This window comes from Leclercia adecarboxylata, from assembly GCF_023639785.1.
In the GTDB taxonomy this organism is placed as follows: domain Bacteria; phylum Pseudomonadota; class Gammaproteobacteria; order Enterobacterales; family Enterobacteriaceae; genus Enterobacter; species Enterobacter adecarboxylatus_D.
In genome coordinates, this window is sequence record NZ_CP098325.1 from 2225939 (window position 1) to 2247919 (window position 21981).

The window sequence follows — 21981 nt, forward strand, 5'->3', positions numbered from 1 at the left end:
ATCACCCCTCCAGCAGTGCGCGCGGCACTTTGAATACCGCCTTGCGCACGGTCATCGGAGCATCGACCGCACACAGCGCCTGATGCGGCTCGCCGGGGAGAAACACCGCGAAATCCCCGCGCTTAAGCCGGATGCTCACCGGATGCACCGCCCCGGGGGCGATGTACAGATCCGGCTTGCGCTCTTCGTCGCCCTCCTGCGCCAGCGACTGCATCCCGGCGTTGATGATTTCCACCCCCGACAACACCACCTGAATATCCGCCCACTGATGATGATATTCCGTATGGCGCCGGGCCTGGGGCTGAGTCTGCGCCGGGCCAATATGGCAGAACCACGGGCAGCCTTCCGGCTGCCAGCGTCCGTCATCCCGGGCGGTCAGCGCCGCCAGAGTACAGTCCGTGCGATCGAGGATCTCACGCAGCACCGAGGGTAGCCCTGCCAGCGGCAGGGCGTTGAGGTGACCGATAATCACTGTTGCGGCTCCTTCACCCATTCCGGGGAGACACGCACGTATTTGATCGCCTGACGGAAGTACGTATAGGCGATATGCAAGGTGCCATCCGCGCTCTGCTTGATGCTCGGGTAAGAGAACTCCCGGTTGAGCTTCTCCAGCGAGTTGTTGGTCATGCAGTAGCCGTCGCCTTCGTCGAGATTGCGCTGCCAGGCCCAGCTTTTCCCGCCGTCGGCGGAAATGGCCACGGTCATTGGCGCGCGCGGTGCGCCCCAGAACGCCGCGCGGCCGTTGGTCACTTCCGGCTCCTTACGTCCGTCGCCGTCGTCAATCTCGTCGTACAGCGAGGCGCGACGCTCCAGCGCTCCCGCCGCACTCATGTGGTTGAACACCAGCGCCAGTTCGCCGCTTGCCAGCGTGGTGACCTGAATCGACGAGTTGTTATTCGGCAGCTCAGTCGGCTCCGGCACAGACCAGCTTTCGCCGCTATCCAGCGACTGGCTGATGTAGATATTGTCCGCCCAGCGGCTGCGGTACAGCGCCACCAGGGTGCCATTGTTTAGCGCGGTGATGTTCATATGCACGCAGCCCAGACTCTGTGGCACCTCGACATCGCGCCAGCTCTGGCCCCGATCTTCCGAGATTTTCACCGCGCTGATGTCGTCATTGCCCACCCATTTTTCCCCTGGCCGGGTACGGCAGTAGAAGACCGGCAGCAGCCAGTTGCCGTTATCCAGCACCACAATCGGCTGGCGGATGAAGGTGCCGGGCTTATCCAGCAGGGTGGCGATCTCGCCCCAGGTCTGGCCCAGATCCTGCGACTTCCGGTAGCGCACGATAGCGGTATCCTGGTTGCCGGAGAGCTGGGCGGTCCACAGCAGCCACAGCACGTTGTCCGGGGCCAGGAACAGCACCGGGTTCTGCTCCGAGCGGCTGGCGTCGTCGGAGAGCTTCACCGCGTCGCTCCACTGGTCGCTGCCGGGGGCCAGGCGCGAACCCCACACCGAAATATCCGCTATCCCTTCCTGGGTGCCGCCGAACCAGACGCACATCAGGGTGCCATCCGGCAGCGGCAGCAGGTTTGCTGCGTGATTTTGCGGGCAGGAAGAGGGCAGCATCGCCGTCTCCACGCGGCCATCCTCTGGCTGCGGGCGAACAATCCCGTCACGGGTTACGGTTACAGACATATCAGACTCCATTATGTTGAACAGGGGCAGGCGCTTTGCGATCCGCTTTATTGGGGATCAGACGGTCAAGGACCATAATCACCGCCGGGGTGATCAGCGCGATATACATATTGTTGATGCCAAACGGGTCACCCAGCAGATACCACAGCGATGTCACCACGCAGGCACCAATCAGGCCGGCATTCGCCCCGCGGGTGCTCCTGAAGAACGGCGCATAGAAGGCAATGACCGCCACCACCGTAATCGACAGACGAATGGCGCGGGTGAAGAATGACAGCTTCAGCACCTCCGGCACCAGCAGGACGAAAATCAGCGGCAGGAAGCCAATCAGCAGCGACATCCAGCGGGTGGCCTTAAACTCCTGCTCCGGGGTGGGGTTGCGGTACGGCACGTAGAAATCTTTCACCACCAGCGAGGCGATAGCCAGCGCCACGGTACTTACGCTGACGAAAATCGAGGCTACAAGTGACGTTGTCACGAGTCCGGCCAGCCACGGGTTCATGTCCTGCAGGAAGATCGGCATGGCGTACAGGCTGTCGATCTCAGGGTGGAGATACTTGGCTGCAACGCCAATCACCGCAATCGCCAGGGCAATCGGCAGGCAGAAGAAGAAGGCGACCCAGGTAGAGCGTTTGGCTGATTTCACGTCTTTGGTGGACGAGATGGCCTGAATCACAAACTGGGTGCAGAAGATTGAGCCGATGGTGCCAATCAGCCAGGCAAAGATGGTGCTGGCCCCGATGTTGCCGTCCCAGGTCCAGTAGTAAGAAGGCATCTGCTCAATCATGGGCGTGAAGCCGCCGGTTTTAGAGAGCGCAAAGCCCATGATCACCAGAATACCGAAATACTTCAGGGCGCTGTGCAGCAGCGTCACCCAGGCCACGCCCTTCATGCCGCCAAAGGCGAAGTAGAAGGTACTGACGATAGCCGTAATAAAGGCGGCAACGGGGAGGTTGACCTTGAGGACGGTGGAGATCGCCGCCGCGCCTGAGACGTAGTTGCCGACGTTCACCAGCAGCAGGGCGTAGATCATGATAACTGAGATGATGTTTTTGGTGCTGGTGCCGTACTTCTCGGCAATTGCCCCGGAGATGGTGATTTTGCCGGTATTATAGATGCGTTTCACCAGCAGCAGGCCAAACAGCGGGAAGCCGATGGCCGCGCCAATGACCGACCAGGACGCAGCAAAGCCATCCTCGAACGCCGCCTGGGCAGTACCGATGGTGGATTTGGCGCCGATGTATTCAGACATCAGCAGGATCCCGACGATAAACGCCGGCATTGCCCGGGAGCCCTCCATAAAATCACCGGTGTTTTTACTGCGCAACCGGAAGGTCAGCCAGGTGGTAAACAGGATGTAGGCAATCACAATGCCTACGATGATCAGGGTATCTTCAGCGGTAAAATTGTTCATCTTTGCCTCTCTTCAGGGCGTAGGAAACCTGGGCACCCGCGGTGCCCGGTATTCTTATGGACGAAATCAAACGCCGGTTACTGCAGTGACTTTGTCACTATCTGGCGGATCTGTTCAGTCTGTTGCGCATCGAAAGCCACCGCGTAGCGGCTTTCACCCACCTCTTCGCCCATCACCTGCAGCGCTTTTTTCACCGCCGCCGGAGAGAAGGCCACGTTATACAGATTCGTGCGCAGTTCAGTCACCCCCTCCTGCGCCCGACGCGAGCCGTCGATATCGCCCGCATGGAAACGGGTCCAGATGGCGTTGATTGCCTCCGGCGCGACGTTCGCCAGCCCGGAAATACAGGCCGAACAGCCCTCGACAAAGCCCCGGTGGATCAGCGAGTCCGGGCCGTTCAATACGTCAAAATCATCGATACCCTCGGCGGCTTTCAGGAAACCGCTCAGGCTCTCAAAGCTGCCCGCGCTGTCCTTAATGCCGATGATATTCGGGTGCGAGGCCAGCACCCTTGCGGTGTGCGGCTCAATGGTGTTGCCGGTACGCGCCGGGATGTTGTAGAGAAATACCGGCACGCTCAGGGCATCGGCGATGGCGGTGTAATGGGTGATCAATCCCGCCTGGGTCAGCGGCACGAACCACGGGGTGATCACCGACACGGCATCCACGCCCAGGCTTTCAATCTGCTTACCGAGACGGATGGTGGCCCGGGTGGAGATCTCCCCGATATGCGCCACCACCGGTGCGCGCCCGGCGACCTCTTCCACGCAGGTGCGGGTGACGGCCACCTTTTCCTCTTCGGTCAGGACGAAAAATTCACCGTTGGTGCCGCCGCAGAAGATCCCATTACCCGCTGCCAGCTGCCGCTGGATCTGACGCTTCAGCCCCGGCAAGTGCAGGGCGCCGTCATCGGTAAAGGGGGTGACGATCGCCGTCAGCACGCCTTCAATCTTGTTACGCATTGTTCACTCCTTCGAGTTTAATTTTCGGGGAACAGGGTCTGGTAAATGCCCTGTACCTCGGCATGGCTGACCTGACGCGGGGCATTGTTCATCAGGCGTTTTACGTTCAGCGCGGCATCGCTCAGCGAAGCGATATCATCCCGCGGTACGCCCAGCGTCTCGAGGTTGTCCGGTAAATTAAGGCGGCGCACCAGCGCGGCGAACCACGCCACCAGCGCGTGGGATTTCTCCTCCGCCGACAGGGATGTATCGGCACCGGGCACCAGATCCCACACCTGGGCAAATTTTTCTACCGCGTCCGGGCGCACCACGCGCATACAGGGCGCCAGCAGAATGGCGTTCGCCACGCCGTGCGGCAGGTGATATTTGCCGCCAAGGGGATAGGAAAGGGCATGCACCAGATGGGTCCCGGCATGGGCAATCGCCACGCCGCCATAGTAAGAGGCCCACAGCATTTCGAGCTTCGCCGTCAGGTTGTGCGGCTCGGCGCAGGCGGTTTCGATGTTATTCACCAGCTTGCGCAGGCCAATCAGCGCCGCGTTATCGCTCACCGGGTTGGCGACGGTGGCGGTAAAGCACTCAATCAGGTGGCAGAGGGCGTCAATCCCGGTAGAAGAGGCAATATGCGGCGGCATGCTGGTGGTCAGTTCCGGCAGCAGGGCCACATAATCCGGGAGCAGAACCGGGGAGATAATGCCGATTTTGGTGCTCTGCTCAGGAATGGCGAGGATGGCGTTCGGCGTGGCTTCAGAGCCGGTACCGGCGCTGGCCGGGATCAGCAGCGACGCGAGGCGTTCGGTCGGTTTTTCGCCCGCCAGCAGGGCGTCCAGCCCGGGGGACGCCGGATGGCACAGCACGGAGAGCAGCTTCGCCACATCCAGTACGCTGCCGCCGCCCACCCCCACCACCAGATCAAAGGCGGTATCGTCGATCCCCGCCAGCAGGGCGTGAACGTCGTGATGCGTTGGCTCCGGCGGCACGCTCTCAATCACGCTGAGGCTCCGGTTGTCGGCTTCCAGCAGGGTGCGGATGGCACGGGCGGCGTCCAGACGGGCAATATTGCCGTCGGTGACCAGTAAAAGACGCGTCTTGCCTGCCAGCAGTGGCGCAAGGGCCGGAATCGCACCCGCACCGCTGATAATCGTACTGTTAATGGTTAACACATTGCTCTCCTGTTGCTGTGTCCGTGATTGATTTCGCTCAACGCAGACAATCACACTCATCGTGTGTCTAAATTTATAATTTATTCGCAAACCGAATAACTTGATCTTGCTCACATATAATCAATCATGATTGAATATAATCATTAACAGGAAATGCGAACCTTTGGGGATGAGAGTGAACAACCTGAACAGAGACGTCGTAGTCATTGCCGACGACTTTACCGGTGCCAACGATGCCGGTGTGAGCCTGGCGCTAAGCGGCAAGAAAGTCAGCGTGGCCTTTAAGACGCCTTTCACCGACACCACCGATGCGCTGGTTATTAATAGCGACAGCCGGGCGATGAAGGCATCAGAGGCGGCTGAAAAACTGGCCCAGTATGCCACCGACGTTCACGCCGCACGCTGGCTGATTAAGAAAATTGACTCGACGCTTCGCGGCAACCCGGGAGCCGAAGTTGAGGCGCTGCTCAGGCTCAGCGGTAAACGTCAGGCGATTATCGCCCCGACGTTCCCGGCTGCCGGGCGCACGACAGAAAACGGCCTCTGCCTCGTAAAGGGCGTGCCGGTGACCGAAACCGAATTTGCCAGCGACCCGAAAACCCCGGTGCGCCATGCGCACATCGCGGCGGTGCTGGCGGAACAAACCGCGCTTGCCAGCGTGGTGGTCAAGCCTGAGCAGCTCGCGGCGGCCTTAGCGAGTGAGGCCCGTTTAGTGATTGTGGATGCCCGCAGTGATGAGGAGCTGGATGAGATTATCGCCGCGGCTTTTAGCTGCAGTACGCGTCCGCTGCTGGTGGGCTCGGCCGGGCTGTGTGATGCCCTGGCGCGCCGACTTGCCACCCCGCGCCAGCTGCTGGCAGTCATTGGTTCGATGAGTGAAATTGCTCAGCAGCAGATCCGGTATGTGCGCGGTGAGGACAATGTCAGCACGGTGTTAATAGATATCAATGATGTGTTTAACGGGGCGATGGCGGGATACCAGCAGCAGATTGCTGCCGCGCTGGCGAAAGGCCAGCACTGCCTGGTGCATACCTGCGCCGACACCGGGGCCCGCCATCAGATAGACAGGCTGTGCGAACAGCGCGGGTTAAGCCGCGCCGCGCTAGGGGAGACCATCAGCGCGTTTCTCGGGGAGCTTACGCGCAACGTGCTGGAAACCAGCCGCCCGGCGGCGCTGTATGTCTCCGGCGGCGACGTGGCGATGGCGGTGGCCAGCGCGCTTAACGCGCAAGGTTTTGCCATAACCGGACAGGTGGCCCAGTGCGTGCCGTTCGGTCGATTTTTGGGTTGTCGCTGGCAGGGGCCAGTCATGACCAAAGCGGGCGGTTTTGGTACTGAAACCACGCTGCTTGAGGTTCTGCATTTTATCGAGGAGAAGATGAGTGACTAATATCATTGCTGTAACGATGGGTGACCCGGCGGGCATCGGCCCGGAAATTATTATTAAATCTCTGACCGAGGGCGAGCTCTCCGGCGCGCCGGTTGTGGTGGTGGGCTGTGCCAGAACCCTGCAACGGGTGCTGGAGAAGGGCATTACCGCGCCGGCGGAGTTACGCGTGATTACCCGCGTCAGCGATGCGCAGTTCGGCCCGGCAATCATCAACGTGCTGGATGAACCGCTGGCCGATCCTGAGGCGTTACAGCCTGGCGTGGTGCAGGCCCAGGCGGGCGATCTGGCCTACCGCTGCGTGCGTCGCGCGACAGAGCTGGCGATGGCGGGCGAGGTGAAAGCCATTGCTACCGCGCCGCTCAACAAAGAGGCGCTGCACCTGGCGGGCCATCACTACCCGGGCCATACCGAGTTGCTGGCGCACCTGACCGACAGCAAAGATTACGCGATGGTGCTCTATACCGATCGGCTGAAGGTGATTCACATCACCACCCATATCGCGTTGCGCAAATTCCTTGATACCCTTAACCAGGATCGGGTAAAAACCGTGATTGGCATTGCAGATACCTTCCTGAGGCGCGTGGGCTATGACAATCCGCGCATCGCCGTGGCCGGGGTTAACCCGCACGCTGGCGAGAACGGCCTGTTTGGTGACGAAGAGATCAGGATAGTCGGCCCGGCCGTTGACGCAATGAAGGCGAAGGGGCTGAACGTCTTTGGGCCATGCCCTCCGGATACGGTGTTTATGCAGTGTCACGAAGGCATGTACGACATGGTGGTGGCGATGTATCACGATCAGGGGCATATTCCGTTAAAACTACTCGGTTTTTACGACGGGGTGAACATCACCGCCGGGCTGCCGTTTATCCGGACTTCCGCCGACCATGGCACCGCGTTCGACATTGCGTGGACAGGTAAAGCGAAGTCTGAGAGCATGACGGTTTCTATCCAGTTAGCGATGCAAATCACACGGGAATAATATGAAGGGATATAGCCGGTTAGAACAGATAATGGACTACCTGAAAGGGCACAATCTGGTGACGGTCGATCAGCTGGTGGCGGCAACGGATGCCTCTCCCGCGACCATTCGCCGCGACCTGATTAAGCTCGATCAGGAGGGCGTCATCAGCCGTACCCACGGCGGCGTCACCCTGAACCGGTTCATCCCTTCTCAGCCCACCACCAGTGAAAAGCTGCACCGCAGCCTGGCGGAAAAACATGACATCGCCTGCGCGGCGGCCCGTTTTGTTAAAGCCGGTGACGCGGTGGTGCTCGATGCGGGCACCACGATGATTGAACTCGCGCGTCAGCTGACCCATCTGCCACTGCGCGTGATCACCAGCGATCTGCATATCGCCCTGTTTTTATCGGAGTTTAAGCAGATCGAGGTGACGATCATCGGCGGGCGCATCGACGATACCAGCCAGTCCTGTATCGGCGAGCATGGCCGCCGGATGCTGCAAAATATCTGGCCGGATATCGCCTTTGTCAGCTGTAACGGCTGGGATCTGGAGCGCGGCATCACCTCCCCGACGGAAGAGAAAGCGGCCCTGAAGCGCGATCTCATCGCCAACGCCCGGCGCCGCGTCCTGCTGGCCGACAGCTCAAAGTATGGCGCCTGGTCGCTGTTTAACGTGGCGCACCTCAACTCCCTGACGGATATCGTCACCGATAAACGTCTGGATGAGGGCGTGCAGCAGACCTTAAGCCAGCTGGATGCCACCCTGACCTTAGCGCCTTAACGGCTCAGGGCAGGCGGGCAATATTGGCCTTAATGACCTCCGCCGAATGGCGGAATTTTTGTTGTTCCTCTTCCGCCAGCTTCAGCTCGATGATCTGCTGGACACCGCTCTGGGCCAGCACCGCAGGTACGCCAATCGCCACGCCTTCCACGCCATACTCACCGTCCAGTACGCAGGAGATCGCCAGCGCCCGGTGGCTGCCGGTGAAAATATTACGGCAGATTTCGGCGATGGTGGCGGCGATGCCGTATTCCGTGCAGCCCTTGCGGGCGTAAATCTCAAAGCCCTGTTTGCGCACGCGTTCGGCCAGTTCATCAAAATCCAGCGTCTGGCCGGTATGGCGTTGATACACTTCGGCAATGGGGGAGCCGTACACCGACGAATGCGACCAGACCGGGAACTGCGTATCGCCGTGCTCCCCAAGGATAAAGGCGTCGATGCTCTGGGCACCGATATCCAGCGCCTGCGCCAGGGTGCGACGCAGACGGGTGGTATCCAGCCAGACCCCGGTACCTATCACCTGATTACGCGGCAGGCCGGAAAGCTGCCAGACCTGCCAGGTGATGATGTCGCACGGGTTGGTGGCGATCAGAAAGATGCCGTTGAATCCACCAGCCATCATCTGCGGGACGATGTTTTTAACGATGCTGGCCGTGGCGGTGAGCTCATCCAGCCGCGTTTGTCCGGGCTTCAGGGCGCCCCCTGAGACGGTGATCACCGCAATATCCACATCGGCGCAGTCGCTCACCTCGCGGGTGGAGATGCTCATCATGCCAGGCATATAGGCGGCTGCGTCGGCCAGATCCCAGGCGTGGCCTTCGCTACGGGCGTGATTGATATCCACCAGCAGCAGCTCCTCGCATATATTCTGATTCAGCAAGGCATAGGCCGCTGAGGTGCCGACGTTTCCGGCCCCGATAATCATCACTTTACGGGCTTTGGTATTCATTATTTTTCCTGAGATTTTATGTCTATACGCACCAAACTAACGCCGCCGGGGCAGGCGGCGCAATGGTCTCAGGCAGCTATAAGTTAAAAATATGCCGCTGCGTTTTTCCTCCGGCGTTAAGGTGGAGAAAAACGACAAAAGGAGCCTGCCATGTATTCCATCACCTCTGAATCCCCCGCCCATCCGGATATCATCACCCTGATTGCAGCCCTGGACCAGTATCAGAGCACCCTGTATCCGGCTGAGAGCAACCATCTGCTGGATCTGACCCAGCTTGCTGAGCAGAGTCTGATTATGATGGTGATCCGCGATCGCCAGCTTAACGCCGTCGGCTGCGGGGCGATCGTGCTGAACGGCGACGGCAGCGGCGAGATGAAGCGGGTCTATATTGATCCGACCCATCGTGGGCAACGGCTGGGCGAGAAGCTGCTGGCAGCCCTGGAAGATGAAGCCCAGAGCCGCGGCTGCCACACCCTGCGACTGGAGACCGGGATCAAGCAGCTGTCGGCCATCCGGCTGTATGAGCGCAGCGGGTACCAGCAGTGCGGGGCGTTTGCGCCCTATGAACCCGACCCGCTGAGCCTGTTTATGGAGAAGCCGCTGGTGGCTGACCTTCGTTTAGCAGTGCTATAAAAGCCTCCAGCTGCCGGGTCATTGCGCCCCGGCGCCACACCAGCCAGGTGGTGAGCCAGCGCCAGTTTTCCGCCAGCGGCCAGGCTTCCACCTGATGATGACCGGGCATGCTTTCCAGCATTGACCGCGGCATCAGCGCGATGCCCGCCCCGGCAATGACGCACGCCAGCATGCCGTGATAGGACTCCATCTCATGAATGCGTCCCGGCGTGGCGCGATCCGCATGAAACCAGCTTTCAAAATGTCGGCGATACGAGCAGTTCGCGCGAAAGGCATAGATATCGCGCCCGCTGATGTCGGTTGCCCGGTCAACCTTAGCATCGCCAGCCGGCACCACCAGCATCATCTCCTCCCGGTAGACCGGCATGCCTTCCAGTTCGGGGTGGCTTAACGGCCCGTCGACAAAGGCCGCGCTCAGGGTGCCTTCCAGCACGCCATCGATCATGGTGCCCGAAGGGCCGGTCGCCAGCGCAAACTGAATGCGCGGGTAGCGCTGGTTAAACTGGGCCAGCGAGGCCGGGATGCGCACGGCTGCGGTGCTCTCCAGCGAGCCGAGGGTGAACAGGCCCTGGGGTTCATCGCCCGCCACCACCATCCGCGCCTCATCCACCAGGGCGAGGATTTGACGGCTGTAGCGTAAAAAGTTATGCCCCGCCGGAGAGAGACGCAGCCGCTGGTTCTCGCGGATGAACAGCTCGACGCCAAGGTCGGCTTCCAGCTGTTTGATGCGGGTGGTCAGGTTTGAGGGGACGCGATGTACCTTCTGCGCGGCCTGGGTAATGCTGCCGGTCTGGGCGACGGCGTTGAACATCTCCAGCTGGGTCAGATCCATATCGTTCTCGTTTTGTGAATAAGGTGGTTATTATTATTCATTTTTAAGAAATAGCAGAGTGCGCCACACTAAATCAACAGTTAATCAATGGAGCACATCATGACGATTTCATCTGCGACACATGCCTTGTCCATTAATCCAGTGAACGGCGAGACCCTGGCCTCATGGCCGTGGGCCACTGCAACCGAGGTTGACCATGCCCTTGCCCAAAGCGATGCCGCATTTCGCCAGTGGCGCGGCGTCCCGGTAGAGGTGCGTGCGCAGAAGTTACGCGATCTGGGTGCAGCCCTGCGCAACCGTGGCGAAGAGATGGCGCAAATGATTACCCGTGAGATGGGCAAACCCATCGCCCAGGCGCGCGGGGAGGTGGCGAAATCCGCCGGGCTGTGCGACTGGTATGCCGATCATGGCCCGGCGATGCTGACTACCGAGGCAACCCAGGTGGCGGATGCGGTGATTGAATATCGCCCGCTGGGCCCGGTACTGGCGGTAATGCCGTGGAACTTCCCGCTGTGGCAGGTGCTGCGCGGTGCGGTACCGATCATTCTGGCGGGCAACAGCTATCTGCTGAAGCATGCCCCGAACGTGCTGGGTGCCGCGAACCTGATCGACGCGATATTTACCGATGCCGGATTCCCGCAGGGCGTGTTCGGGCAACTGAATGCCACCAATGACGGGGTGAGCCAGATGATCGCCGATCCGCGCATTGCGGCCGTCACCGTTACCGGCAGCCTGCGGGCCGGGGCTGCCATTGGTGCGCAGGCTGGAGCGGCGTTGAAAAAATGCGTCCTCGAGCTGGGCGGGTCCGATCCCTTTATTGTCCTCAACGATGCCGATCTGGATCTGGCGGTGAAAGCCGCGGTGACAGGGCGCTACCAGAACACCGGGCAGGTGTGTGCGGCGGCCAAGCGTTTTATCGTCGAAGCGGGCATTGCCGATGAGTTCACCCGTCGATTTGTTGCCGCCACCGCGGCCCTGAAAATGGGCGCGCCCGATAACGAGGAGAATTACCTCGGCCCGATGGCGCGTTTCGATCTGCGCGACGAGCTGCATCAGCAGGTGCAGGCTACGCTGGCCGAAGGCGCGACCCTGCTGCTGGGCGGTGAGAAGGTGGCTGGGGCAGGGAATTACTACGCGCCGACCGTGCTGGGCAACGTTACACCGGACATGACCGCGTTTCGTCAGGAGATGTTCGGTCCGGTCGCGGCCATTACTGTAGCAAGCGATGCCGATCATGCGCTGGCGCTGGCTAACGACAGCGATTTTGGCCTGTCGGCGACGGTATTTACCGCCAGTCAGCAAGCCGCGGATCGCCTGGCCCGCCAGCTCGAGTGCGGCGGGGTGTTTATCAACGGCTACAGCGCCAGCGATGCCCGCGTGGCGTTTGGCGGGGTGAAGAAGAGCGGCTTCGGCCGGGAGCTGTCGCACTTTGGCCTGCATGAGTTCTGTAATGTGCAGACGGTGTGGAAAGACCGGGTTTAACTCTGTGCCGGTAGTTTTGCCGGGTGGCGCTACGCTTACCCGGCCTGGAAGTTACTCCCTCTCCCTCGAGGGAGAGGGCTGGGGTGAGGGGGGACATGCCGCACCGGTGGTGGTTCCGTTCACCTCACGTTACTGCTTCTCTGATACACCTGAACCAGTGAACGTGCCAGGGTGGCTCAATCGCCACCACCCTGGCTACCCGGGCTCCCGGCAAGAAAATCGCCGCTTCGCGGTGCCCTCAGCTTATTCCTTCAGGCTTTCGGGTCGGGCACCAGCCTGCATCCCTGCAGGCTATGCCCTCTCGGCGCGTCCCTGCGCCTCGCCCCGGCCTTCCGGAAACGCTTCGGCGATTTTCAACCGGACCTGGGAGTCGCTGTAGTTTCTTTGCTCTTGAATAACTGCTTCGTTGTGTTAAGCCCCGGGTATCACCATAAGTTGTTCAATCATCGACACGTTTTCACTATATGCCGAAGAAAACCGTTTCTTTAAATATATGGCAATGATAGCCGACGCTATTAACGTCACCCCGTCTGTCATCAATCTGAAATAGTTCTGTCATTTTCACTGCGTAGACTCGCCCTCGTCTAAGGCATTGTTAATGAAGAAATTATGAACTTAATGCAAATTTTTCGCCGCATTACTCCCCGGCAGTTTGGTTTGCTGGCGGGGATCTTCTGTATCATCGGGCTCTTTTCCGCACTGCAAATCTCGTCCTCCATCTTACTTTCCGTCTCGCTGCGCGATGCCCAGCATAATGAACAGCGTAACCAGATGGCTTATCTGCAACAGGCGAAGGTCGATCAGGCGCGTATTTCGCTGCTGGCGGCAAGCGATCTGCTTAACCGGGCAGGAGTCTGGTTTATGCAGGATAAAGAGACCGGTTCGGACGGGAGCTGGCACAGCCTGATGGACGAGGCGCAGCAGGCGTTACGGGATTCTCAGCAGGCCTGGCAGGCGTGGCAGGCGATGAGCCCGCCGCGGGATGAGGCGCTGCTCAACAGCTACCAGCTGTTTTTTGATGCCATTCGTGAACAGGCGGACGGGCTGGTGAACGGTCAGTCGATTGATGCCTTCTTTGCCGTGCCCGCCCAGGCGTTTCAGGCGGATTTTAATGACAACTATGCCCGCTATCAGCAAGCCAGCGCCCAGCGCGCAACCGAAGGGCGACAGCTGCTGACGGCCAGCCTTTCAAACCTGCAATCCCTGTTTTTACTGGCTCCCGTGGTTCTGCTGGCTATCGCGGTGGCGGTATGGTTTGCGATGTCCCGCTGGGTGATCGTCCCGCTGCGTCGGCTTATCGCCCATATCAACCTGCTGGCGGCAGGGGATCTCTCTGCGCCATCACCCACGGTAAAGCGTTTTAACCGCGAGATTGCGCAGCTTGGCGACAGCGTCGATACCCTGCAGCAGGGACTGCAACAGCTGGTCACCGAGGTCAGCGAGGCCACCACCTCAATGGTGAGTAACATTGGCTCGCTGGCGCAGGGGAATCAGGATCTGTACTGCCAGTCTGCGCGTCAGGCGCAGGAGCTGAAAGAGGTAACGGCGCACATTGCCGCGCTGGAAACTCACGTCGAGGGGAACAGCGGCTATGCCAGACTGGCCAGCTCGCGGGCGGATGAAGCCCGGGAGATGGCGGCGGGCGGCGACCGGATGATGGAGACGGTCAATGCTTCTATGGCGGCTATCGTCGAGCGCTCCTCGGAGATGCGCGGCATCGTGGCGATCATCGATAACGTGGCGTTCCAGACCAACATTCTGGCGCTGAACGCGGCCATCGAAGCGGCTCATGCCGGGAATCAGGGACGCGGCTTTGCCGTGGTGGCGCGGGAGGTAGGGCTGCTGGCGCGCAAAAGCAGCCATTCGACCCAGACTATCCAGGAGCTGATCAACCACTCCTTGCAGGGTATCGAGGATGGCTCGAAAGCGGTCACCCGGCTGGAGGACAACCTGCAAAAGGTGATTGGTCTGGTGGGTAATCTCTGTAGCCTGCTGAATGACATCTCTGTTGCCACCCTCAGCCAGGGCGACAGCATTCACCGCATGACCAGCCAGCTGCAGGCGCTGAACCAGGTGGCTCGCCAGACCGATGTACTGGTGAATACCGCCTCTGAAGCCTCTCAGCGGCTGCATGATGAATCCGGGCTGCTGTTGCAGGCCGTTTCGCGGTTCCGACTTCCTGCCTGACGTCATCCATAAGCCTCTGTTATACTCGCAGGCCGTTTTTGGCCTGTGAGCAAGGAGCAACCGGATGGCTGCGAACATCAATAATCAGATGCTGGACGCCATTCTGGCGCAAGTTCGTCCCCTGGTGGGCAAGGGTAAAGTAGCCGACTACATCCCGGCGCTGGCCTCGGTTAACGGTAATAAACTCGGGATTGCCATCAGTACGGTAGACGGCCAGCAGTTTCAGGCCGGGGATGCGACAGAGCGTTTCTCCATTCAGTCGATCTCAAAAGTCCTGAGCCTGGTGGCGGCCATGCGTCAGTATGACGAGGACGAAATCTGGCAGCGGGTAGGGAAAGATCCCTCCGGGCAGCCGTTCAACTCCCTGCTGCAGCTGGAGATCGAACAGGGCAAACCGCGTAACCCCTTTATCAACGCCGGGGCGCTGGTGGTGTGCGACATGCTGCAAAGCCGTCTGAGCGCACCGCGCCAGCGCATGCTGGAGATTGTGCGCCAGCTCTCCGGGGTGAGTGATATTGGCTACGATGCCGCCGTCGCCCGTTCCGAGTTTGAACACTCGGCGCGCAATGCGGCGATCGCCTGGCTGATGAAATCCTTCGGTAATTTCCATAACGACGTGCCGACGGTCCTGCAAAATTACTTCCACTACTGCGCCCTGAAGATGAACTGTGTCGAACTGGCGAACACTTTTCTGTTTCTGGCCGCGCAGGGTTATGCCCCGCACCTGTCAGAGCCGGTTGTTACGCCCATGCAGGCCCGGCAGGTCAATGCCCTGATGGCAACAAGCGGAATGTATCAGAACGCCGGTGAATTTGCCTGGCGGGTGGGTCTGCCGGCTAAGTCGGGCGTCGGCGGCGGAGTGGTGGCGATTGTCCCGCATGAGATGGCGATTGCGGTCTGGAGCCCGGAGCTGGACGAAACGGGGAACTCCCTGGCGGGTGTGGCGGTGCTGGAACACCTTACCCAGCAGCTGGGACGATCGGTCTATTAAGCGGCACGACTGATAAGCAGGGTTAACCTGATGATGTTCGCTAACCCATTAGTGTGATATATATTAATCCCAAACTTTTAACATTCATCCGCGCAGATGATCATTCGATGTTAAAAGCAACCCTACGGACTGATATTGCATGCCTTCTGCTCACACCAGAACATTCACATTATTCGACCCGCAATCCCCGCTCAGAAATGCAGCGGGCATATTTGTATTAACCACGCTGTTCTATTTTATTGGCGCGCAGCTTCGTCTGGTGGAAGCCCTGTCGCTGTTCTGGCCTTTGAACGGTGTGATGGCCGGGGTATTTGCCCGCTACGCTTATCTGAATCGCCTGCATTATTACGCCATTTCCTACATCGCCATGCTGGTGTACGACCTGATGACCACCGAATGGGGCATCTCGTCCCTGGGGATCAACCTCTCCAACATGGTGTTTATTGTCACCGTTGCCCTGCTGCTTCAGCGTGATAAACGGCTGAACATCAGCACGCCGGACCCGGTAAACGCCCTGCGGATGTTTAATTACTGCCTGCTGGCCGCGCTGCTGTGCGCGCTGATGGGGGCGACGGTATCCGTCGGAGTAACCGACCGGAACTTCTGGTCGCTGGTGGCGGACTGGTTCAGCGAACAGTTTTCCACCGGGGTGCTGATTGTGCCTTGCCTGCTGACCATCATCTGGCCCACGTTTAACCGCACGTTACGCGCCAGGCATCTGATGCCGGTTGTGGCGCTGGTTATCTCGGTGATGGCGTCGGTGGCCATCGGCGGGGCCGGGGCACTGGTCTTCCCGCTGCCGGCGCTGATCTGGTGTGCGGTACGTTACTCCCTGCCCGCGACCTGTCTGCTGACCTTTGTTACCGGGGCCGTGGAGATCACCCTGGTGGCCAACTCCATTATCACCATCGTGGCGACCACGCCGCTCACCACCCCGATGATGTTCTCGGCCCGCCTGGGCATTGCCACCATGGCGATTTGCCCGCTGATGGTGTCGGTGAGCATGGCGGCGATCAATTCCCTGATCCGTCAGGTTTCCCTGCGTGCCGATTATGATTTTCTGACGCAGGTGTATTCCCGCTCCGGGCTGTATGAGGCGCTCAAAAACAGTGAAGGGAAGCGCAAGAGCGCGCGTCTGACCGTCATGCTGCTGGATATCGACTACTTCAAAAGCATTAATGACAACTATGGTCACGAGTGCGGCGATACCGTGCTGGCCGCTTTTGCGCGCAAAGTGCAGGAGACGGTGGGTAGCGATGGGCTGGTCGCGCGGATGGGGGGCGAAGAGTTTGCGGTGGTCGTAAATTCAGCGTCGGCCGGGCAGGGGTACGCCCTGGCGGAACGTATCCGCACTACGGTTGAGCAACATCCCTTCAACTGGCGTGGCCAGACCCTGTTTTTGACCGTCAGTATTGGTCTGGGCAGTGGAAAATCGGACTCGGCGAATTTGACGGACGTCTTTAATCGTCTGATGACCGAGGCGGACGATTATCTGTATCGTTCGAAAAAAGCAGGTCGAAATCGTACCAGTGCCCGAATGACAGAGATAAAAACTGCCCGCCAAAGCGAAGCGGCTACGGAGCAGCTGTAAACGTTTGCATCCCCGTGGGACACGGACCTGCCATATATTTGCAAAACTGATAAATATCTTGATACGCATTTTCATCGTCAATAATATAAAGGGGTGATTATATCGGAAAATTCGTGTGATGAACGGAACTGACAGACTCAGTAAACCCCCTCGCGTGCCTGGCAGTCGGTTTATCAAACGCATGTATCTGATGCGCGTGCTTGGAACTTTTCTCTGCTTTTTACCTGTTCTCTCCGTCCTGCTGGAACAGCAACGTTCAGCCTGGCTTATGGGTCTTCTGGCTATAAACGCCTTTGTCTGGCCGACGCTGGCCTGGTGGCGTGCCCGACGCTCATCCACACCGCTGCAAACCGAACATCAGAATCTGGTGTTCGATGCCGGGGCTGGCGGCTTCTGGATCGCCATGATGTCGGCGAACCCGCTGCCTTCTGTCACCATTGCCACCATATTGCTTGCCGATCGGCTGGCGGCGGGGGGCTTCCCGTTGATGAAAAAAGCCGCCGCAGTCATGCTGGCGGTCTTTATGGCCAGCTGGCTCACCCAGGGCATGGCGCTGGTGCCGTGGGTATCCCAGCGCACCCTGTACGCCACCTTGCCGCTGATTGGGATCTATACCGTGGCGCTGAGCGTACTCACCAACAGTATTGCCATGCGGTTGCGCTTTAAATCCCGCGAGCTGGAGCGTATTGCGATGATGGATCCGCTCCTGGATATTGCCAACCGCCGTCTGCTGGAGAAACGTATCGATCATGAGCTGCATAAACTGCAGCAAAACTGTCGCGATTCGGCGCTGATGTTCATAGATATCGACAACTTTAAAGAGGTCAACGATCGCTTCGGCCACAAGGTGGGGGACATGCTTTTAGTGACAGTGTCACAAATTCTGCACATCGCCACCCGCCAGAGCGACACCCCGGCGCGGCTGGGTGGGGATGAGTTTGTGATCCTGCTTCCTGATACCACCCTCGACGAAGCGCGGGTGGTCGCCTCGCGGATTATGGATGCGGCGGCGGTGATTGAGGATGTTGCCGAAGAGGCGGTCCAGTGCACCATGAGTATCGGCATCGCCAGCGCCACCCGTGAGATGGGAAATGTTACGGACTGGTTACAGGCTGCCGACGCCGCACTCTATCAGGCGAAACGCGACGGGAAAAACCGCATATTTGCCCACTAACCCGTCTCAGGATGCGCTAAGCTTTTAAAAAGCCTGACGTCCGGAGTCCGTATGAAATCACCTTCACTAGCCCACCATGAAGCAGAGCGTCTCAGCGCTTTGCGCGAATCCGGACTACTCGAACCCGAAAAAAATCCGACTTACGATCGTTTCACCCGGCTGGCTAAACGGCTGTTTAGCGTGCCGGTGGCGATGATCAATCTGGTCGACGAGCATGTGGTGGTGGTTAAATCCGCCGAAGGTGGCGACAGCACCAACCTGCCGAGAAATCTCTCTTTTTGTGGGCACACCATCCTCAGTGACAGGCCGCTGGTGGTGCATGATGCGCTCGACGATCCCCGATTTGCCGATAACCCGCTGGTCACCGACGACAATCCCATCCGGTTTTATGCCGGTTATCCGCTGCATCTGCCCGGTGGCGCCACGGTGGGGTCGCTGTGCATTATCGCTCATCAGCCGCGTATATTTTCGCCGTCCGACATCGAGGCGCTGGCCGATCTGGCCGCGCTGGTGGAGGAGGCGTTCGCCGCAACCTGCGCCAGCATCACCGACGTTCAGACCGGGCTCTACAACCGCCGCGGTTTTCATCATCTGGCGACGTATGCCATTCGCGCTGCCCGCCGTCGGGCTGAACCCCTGACCCTGGCCTGGCTCGATCTCGACCGCTTTAAGCAGATAAACGCGCGTTACGGTCGGGCCGATGGCGACAACGCCCTGAAGGCGATGGCCGGTCTGTTGAAATCGACCTTCCGCAAAGCCGACGTGCTCGCCCGCTATGGCGGGGATGAGTTCGCGATCCTGTTTGCCAATAGCGACGAAAAGGGGGCATGGATTGCGATGCAGTTTCTCACCGAACAGGCGGCGAGCTGGAATGAGCATGCCGAATATCCCTGGGCGCTCTCGTTTGCCTGGGGGGTAAGCGAATTCAACCATGACCGCGACGATCTGGAGAGCTGGCTGAAAACCGCAGACCAGATGATGTACTCCATGAAACAGCAGCGCGGTACCGGCTGCTAAGAGAAGCAAGTGAGCGTCACCGTCTGAGAGCAGGTCTGTTCTACAGGTTTTTATAGATCCTGTAACAATTCACACGAGGTTTGATCAAAACGGGGTTTCGTGGTCGTTAAGTTTGATAAGTTATCGTACCAATCTTATCAGGCTGTATGACTAATCATTACAAGGACCCCCATTGTGAACACACTGAACCGTCGTGATTTCCCCGGTGCTCTCTATCCTGAACGTATCATCCAGTTTGGTGAGGGCAACTTCCTGCGCGCGTTTATTGACTGGCAGATCGATCTGCTCAACGAGCATACCGATCTGAATGCCGGTATCGCGATTGTCCGTCCAATCAAAAGCGACTTTCCGTCTTCACTCAGCACTCAGGACGGTCTCTATACCACCATCATTCGTGGCCTGAACGAGCAGGGCGAGGCGGTCAGCGACGCGCGCCTGATCCGCTCGGTTAACCGCGAGATCAGCGTGTATGACCAGTACGATGAATTCCTGAAGCTGGCGCACAACCCGGACATGCGCTTTGTCTTCTCGAACACCACGGAGGCAGGGATTAGCTATCACTCCGGAGATAAGTTTGAGGATGCACCCGCGGTCAGCTATCCGGCGAAACTGACCCGCCTGCTGTTCGAGCGTTTCAGCCATTTCAGCGGTGCCGCCGACAAAGGCTGGGTGATTGTACCCTGTGAACTGATTGACTATAACGGCGATGCCCTGCGTGAACTGGTCCTGCGCTATGCCCGGGAGTGGGCGCTGCCTGCGGCCTTTATCCAGTGGCTGGACGAGGCCAACACCTTCTGCTCCACGCTGGTTGACCGCATCGTCACCGGCTATCCACGCGACGAGGTGGCGGAGCTTGAAGCGTCCCTCGGCTATCACGATGCCTTCCTCGATACCGCTGAACACTTCTATCTGTTTGTGATCCAGGGGCCAAAATCGCTGGCGCAGGAGCTGCGTCTGGACAAGCTGACGCTGAACGTGCTGATTGTTGATGACATCAAGCCGTACAAAGAGCGCAAAGTCGCCATCCTCAACGGCGCGCACACCGCCCTGGTACCGGTGGCGTTCCAGGCCGGACTGGATACCGTGGGCGAGGCGATGAACGACGCGGAAGTTTGCGCCTTTGTCGAAAAAGCCATTCATGAAGAGATCATTCCGGTGCTGGATCTGCCCCGCGATGAGCTGGCCTCGTTTGCCAGCGCGGTAACGGGCCGTTTCCGCAATCCGTATATCAAGCATCAACTGCTGTCGATTGCCCTTAACGGCATGACCAAGTACCGCACACGTATTCTGCCGCAGCTTCTGGCAGGGCAGCAGGCCACCGGTAAACTCCCGGCACGCCTGACGTTTGCCCTGGCGGCGCTGATTGCCTTCTACCGCGGGGAACGTAACGGCGAGAGTTACCCGGTGCAGGACGACGCGCACTGGATAACCCGCTTCCAGCAGCTGTGGACCCGGCATCACGACCAGCAGATCAATACCCGCGAGCTGGTCACGGCGGTGCTGAGCGTCAGCGAGCACTGGGAGCAGGACCTGACCAACGTAAACGGGCTGGTAGAACAGGTTACCCGGGACCTGGAAACCATTCTGCAGCAGGGCATGCGTGCCGCCGTAAAACCGCTGTGCTAAACCCTTGAACCCGGCCCGGTCTTCTCCCTCAGGGAGAGGGCCGGGATGAGGGTGAAAACACCGCACCAGTATAAGCTTTCTTTTACCCTTTTTAGTTACAACATACTCTAACTCACTTTCATTCTCCCGCACTTCAGCACCGTGCGGTTTGCCTTCGGCCTCGCAAAAACGTCATCATTTTTTAACAGTCTTGCAACCGTGACAACGATCACGTTTAATAGTCACCGCTCTTTTTTCCCGATGAAGCTGACTATGATCGTTCGACCCCAACAGCACTGGTTGCGCCTTATTTTTGTCTGGCACGGTTCCGTGCTGACCAAAATCTTCTCCCGTTTGTTCCTCAATTTTTTGCTCTCCATCGTCGTGATCCTGATGTTGCCCTGGTACACCTCGCTGGGCATCCGGCTGACGGTTGCGCCTTTCAGCATTCTTGGGGTCGCTATCGCCATCTTCCTTGGTTTTCGTAATAACGCCTGTTACGCCCGCTATGTAGAGGCGCGACAGCTCTGGGGACAGCTGATGATTGCCTCGCGCTCTCTGTTCCGGGAGGTGAAAAACACGCTTCCAGACGATCCGGCGTTAGGGGAGTTTGTCCGTCTGCAAATTGCCTTTGCCCACTGCCTGCGCATGACCCTGCGCAAACAGCCCCAGGCCGACCAGCTTTCAGCGTACCTTTCGCCTGAAAATCTGCGCGTGGCAATGGACTCCAGCTCGCCCGCGAACCGCATTCTGCTGATTATGGGTGAATGGCTGGCGGTAAGACGCCGCAAAGGGGATCTGTCGGACATCCTGTTCCACAGCCTGAACATTCGTCTTAATGATATGTCCATCGTGCTGGCCGGCTGTGAGCGCATTGCCAATACTCCGGTGCCCTTTGCCTACACGCTGATCCTTCACCGTACGGTCTATCTGTTCTGCATCATGCTGCCGTTCGCGCTGGTCAGCGATCTGCACTACATGACGCCGTTCGTCTCGGTACTCATCTCCTACACCTTTATCTCGCTGGACACCCTGGCGGAAGAGCTGGAGGAGCCGTTTGGCATCGAGAATAACGACCTGCCGCTGGATGCTATCTGTAACGCCATGGAGATCGATCTCCTGCAGATGAACGATGAGCAGGATATCCCGACACGTAAGCTGCCGGACAAGTATTACCAGCTGACCTGAGCGCGTTTGTATCGCAGTGTATC

General features: G+C 59.0%; 19 protein-coding genes. 12 read left to right on the forward strand and 7 right to left on the reverse strand.

Annotated elements, in window-relative coordinates; genetic code table 11:
- Position 1: 1 nt before the first annotated feature.
- From NB069_RS10740 to NB069_RS10760, 5 genes are all read right to left on the reverse strand, one after another.
- Entirely contained in the window at positions 2 to 472 is a 471-nt protein-coding gene (locus NB069_RS10740) for a YhcH/YjgK/YiaL family protein (protein WP_250589333.1), read from the reverse strand.
- The gene (locus NB069_RS10745; protein WP_250589334.1) at positions 469 to 1638 is read right to left on the reverse strand and encodes a sialidase family protein; all 1170 of its coding nucleotides are present in this window, start codon (positions 1636 to 1638) and stop codon (positions 469 to 471) included. Before NB069_RS10745 ends, NB069_RS10740 begins: the two co-directional genes overlap by 4 nt.
- Position 1639: 1 nt before the next feature.
- Positions 1640 to 3052 (reverse strand): sodium:solute symporter family protein, encoded by a 1413-nt coding sequence (locus tag NB069_RS10750; RefSeq protein WP_250589335.1) that lies wholly within the window; start codon positions 3050 to 3052, stop codon positions 1640 to 1642.
- 77 nt (positions 3053 to 3129) lie between these two features.
- Complete coding sequence (locus NB069_RS10755) at positions 3130 to 4014, reverse strand: dihydrodipicolinate synthase family protein (protein WP_250589336.1); 885 nt, start codon at positions 4012 to 4014, stop codon at positions 3130 to 3132.
- A 17-nt stretch (positions 4015 to 4031) separates the two neighbouring features.
- Positions 4032 to 5177: an iron-containing alcohol dehydrogenase gene (locus NB069_RS10760; RefSeq protein ID WP_250589337.1), complete on the reverse strand. Its 1146-nt coding sequence runs from the start codon at positions 5175 to 5177 to the stop codon at positions 4032 to 4034.
- Between the two features lie 169 nt (positions 5178 to 5346).
- On the opposite strand from NB069_RS10760, the gene dtnK reads away from it, so the two are divergent.
- Genes dtnK through NB069_RS10775 form a run of 3 tightly spaced genes read left to right on the forward strand, consistent with a single transcriptional unit; the run spans position 5347 to position 8309 of the window.
- Positions 5347 to 6567, forward strand: a complete 1221-nt coding sequence (gene dtnK / locus NB069_RS10765; protein WP_250589492.1) for a D-threonate kinase — start codon at positions 5347 to 5349, stop codon at positions 6565 to 6567.
- The gene (locus NB069_RS10770) at positions 6560 to 7546 is read left to right on the forward strand and encodes a D-threonate 4-phosphate dehydrogenase (RefSeq protein WP_250589338.1); all 987 of its coding nucleotides are present in this window, start codon (positions 6560 to 6562) and stop codon (positions 7544 to 7546) included. Before dtnK ends, NB069_RS10770 begins: the two co-directional genes overlap by 8 nt.
- Position 7547: 1 nt before the next feature.
- On the forward strand, positions 7548 to 8309 hold the full coding sequence (locus NB069_RS10775; protein WP_250589339.1) for a DeoR/GlpR family DNA-binding transcription regulator: 762 nt from the start codon (positions 7548 to 7550) through the stop codon (positions 8307 to 8309).
- 4 nt (positions 8310 to 8313) lie between these two features.
- On the opposite strand, the gene NB069_RS10780 is transcribed toward NB069_RS10775, so the two are convergent.
- Positions 8314 to 9258, reverse strand: coding sequence for an L-lactate dehydrogenase (locus NB069_RS10780; RefSeq protein ID WP_250589340.1), 945 nt, complete (start codon positions 9256 to 9258; stop codon positions 8314 to 8316).
- 150 nt (positions 9259 to 9408) lie between these two features.
- Between NB069_RS10780 and NB069_RS10785 the strand changes: the two genes are divergently transcribed.
- Positions 9409 to 9891, forward strand: coding sequence for a GNAT family N-acetyltransferase (locus NB069_RS10785; protein ID WP_250589341.1), 483 nt, complete (start codon positions 9409 to 9411; stop codon positions 9889 to 9891).
- On the opposite strand, the gene ptrR is transcribed toward NB069_RS10785, so the two are convergent.
- Positions 9845 to 10723 (reverse strand): putrescine utilization regulator PtrR, encoded by an 879-nt coding sequence (gene ptrR / locus NB069_RS10790; protein ID WP_250589342.1) that lies wholly within the window; start codon positions 10721 to 10723, stop codon positions 9845 to 9847. The genes NB069_RS10785 and ptrR overlap by 47 nt on opposite strands.
- Before the next feature lie 99 nt (positions 10724 to 10822).
- Here ptrR and sad point away from each other — a divergent pair, with 99 nt between their 5' ends.
- The 8 genes from sad to NB069_RS10830 all read left to right on the forward strand — a co-directional run bounded on the left by sad (position 10823) and on the right by NB069_RS10830 (position 21958).
- Complete coding sequence (gene sad, locus NB069_RS10795; protein WP_250589343.1) at positions 10823 to 12205, forward strand: succinate-semialdehyde dehydrogenase; 1383 nt, start codon at positions 10823 to 10825, stop codon at positions 12203 to 12205.
- Between the two features lie 609 nt (positions 12206 to 12814).
- Positions 12815 to 14392, forward strand: a complete 1578-nt coding sequence (locus NB069_RS10800) for a methyl-accepting chemotaxis protein (protein ID WP_250589344.1) — start codon at positions 12815 to 12817, stop codon at positions 14390 to 14392.
- A 64-nt stretch (positions 14393 to 14456) separates the two neighbouring features.
- The gene (gene glsB / locus NB069_RS10805) at positions 14457 to 15383 is read left to right on the forward strand and encodes a glutaminase B (RefSeq protein ID WP_250589345.1); all 927 of its coding nucleotides are present in this window, start codon (positions 14457 to 14459) and stop codon (positions 15381 to 15383) included.
- A gap of 139 nt (positions 15384 to 15522) precedes the next feature.
- Positions 15523 to 16974, forward strand: coding sequence for a GGDEF domain-containing protein (locus NB069_RS10810; protein WP_250589346.1), 1452 nt, complete (start codon positions 15523 to 15525; stop codon positions 16972 to 16974).
- A 181-nt stretch (positions 16975 to 17155) separates the two neighbouring features.
- Positions 17156 to 18148 (forward strand): sensor domain-containing diguanylate cyclase, encoded by a 993-nt coding sequence (locus tag NB069_RS10815; protein WP_250589493.1) that lies wholly within the window; start codon positions 17156 to 17158, stop codon positions 18146 to 18148.
- Positions 18149 to 18199: 51 nt separating this feature from the next.
- Positions 18200 to 19165 carry a sensor domain-containing diguanylate cyclase gene (locus NB069_RS10820; protein WP_250589347.1) on the forward strand — a complete coding sequence of 322 codons (966 nt, stop codon included), beginning with the start codon at positions 18200 to 18202 and terminating at the stop codon, positions 19163 to 19165.
- 174 nt (positions 19166 to 19339) lie between these two features.
- Positions 19340 to 20791 (forward strand): tagaturonate reductase, encoded by a 1452-nt coding sequence (locus NB069_RS10825; protein ID WP_250589348.1) that lies wholly within the window; start codon positions 19340 to 19342, stop codon positions 20789 to 20791.
- A gap of 252 nt (positions 20792 to 21043) precedes the next feature.
- Entirely contained in the window at positions 21044 to 21958 is a 915-nt protein-coding gene (locus tag NB069_RS10830) for a bestrophin family protein (protein WP_250589349.1), read from the forward strand.
- Positions 21959 to 21981: the final 23 nt, after the last annotated feature.

Excerpts from the sequence above, each read along its gene's own strand:
- NB069_RS10810 (WP_250589346.1), top strand. The coding sequence starts at position 15,523 with ATGCCTTCTGCTCACACCAGAACATTCACATTATTCGACCCGCAATCC.
- NB069_RS10820 (WP_250589347.1), top strand. The coding sequence starts at position 18,200 with ATGAAATCACCTTCACTAGCCCACCATGAAGCAGAGCGTCTCAGCGCT.
- NB069_RS10800 (WP_250589344.1), top strand. The coding sequence starts at position 12,815 with ATGAACTTAATGCAAATTTTTCGCCGCATTACTCCCCGGCAGTTTGGT.
- NB069_RS10755 (WP_250589336.1), bottom strand. The coding sequence starts at position 4,014 with ATGCGTAACAAGATTGAAGGCGTGCTGACGGCGATCGTCACCCCCTTT.
- sad (WP_250589343.1), top strand. The coding sequence starts at position 10,823 with ATGACGATTTCATCTGCGACACATGCCTTGTCCATTAATCCAGTGAAC.
- NB069_RS10745 (WP_250589334.1), bottom strand. The coding sequence starts at position 1,638 with ATGTCTGTAACCGTAACCCGTGACGGGATTGTTCGCCCGCAGCCAGAG.
- NB069_RS10775 (WP_250589339.1), top strand. The coding sequence starts at position 7,548 with ATGAAGGGATATAGCCGGTTAGAACAGATAATGGACTACCTGAAAGGG.
- NB069_RS10780 (WP_250589340.1), bottom strand. The coding sequence starts at position 9,258 with ATGAATACCAAAGCCCGTAAAGTGATGATTATCGGGGCCGGAAACGTC.
- glsB (WP_250589345.1), top strand. The coding sequence starts at position 14,457 with ATGGCTGCGAACATCAATAATCAGATGCTGGACGCCATTCTGGCGCAA.
- NB069_RS10785 (WP_250589341.1), top strand. The coding sequence starts at position 9,409 with ATGTATTCCATCACCTCTGAATCCCCCGCCCATCCGGATATCATCACC.
- NB069_RS10830 (WP_250589349.1), top strand. The coding sequence starts at position 21,044 with ATGATCGTTCGACCCCAACAGCACTGGTTGCGCCTTATTTTTGTCTGG.
- ptrR (WP_250589342.1), bottom strand. The coding sequence starts at position 10,723 with ATGGATCTGACCCAGCTGGAGATGTTCAACGCCGTCGCCCAGACCGGC.
- dtnK (WP_250589492.1), top strand. The coding sequence starts at position 5,347 with ATGAGAGTGAACAACCTGAACAGAGACGTCGTAGTCATTGCCGACGAC.
- NB069_RS10815 (WP_250589493.1), top strand. The coding sequence starts at position 17,156 with ATGTATCTGATGCGCGTGCTTGGAACTTTTCTCTGCTTTTTACCTGTT.
- NB069_RS10750 (WP_250589335.1), bottom strand. The coding sequence starts at position 3,052 with ATGAACAATTTTACCGCTGAAGATACCCTGATCATCGTAGGCATTGTG.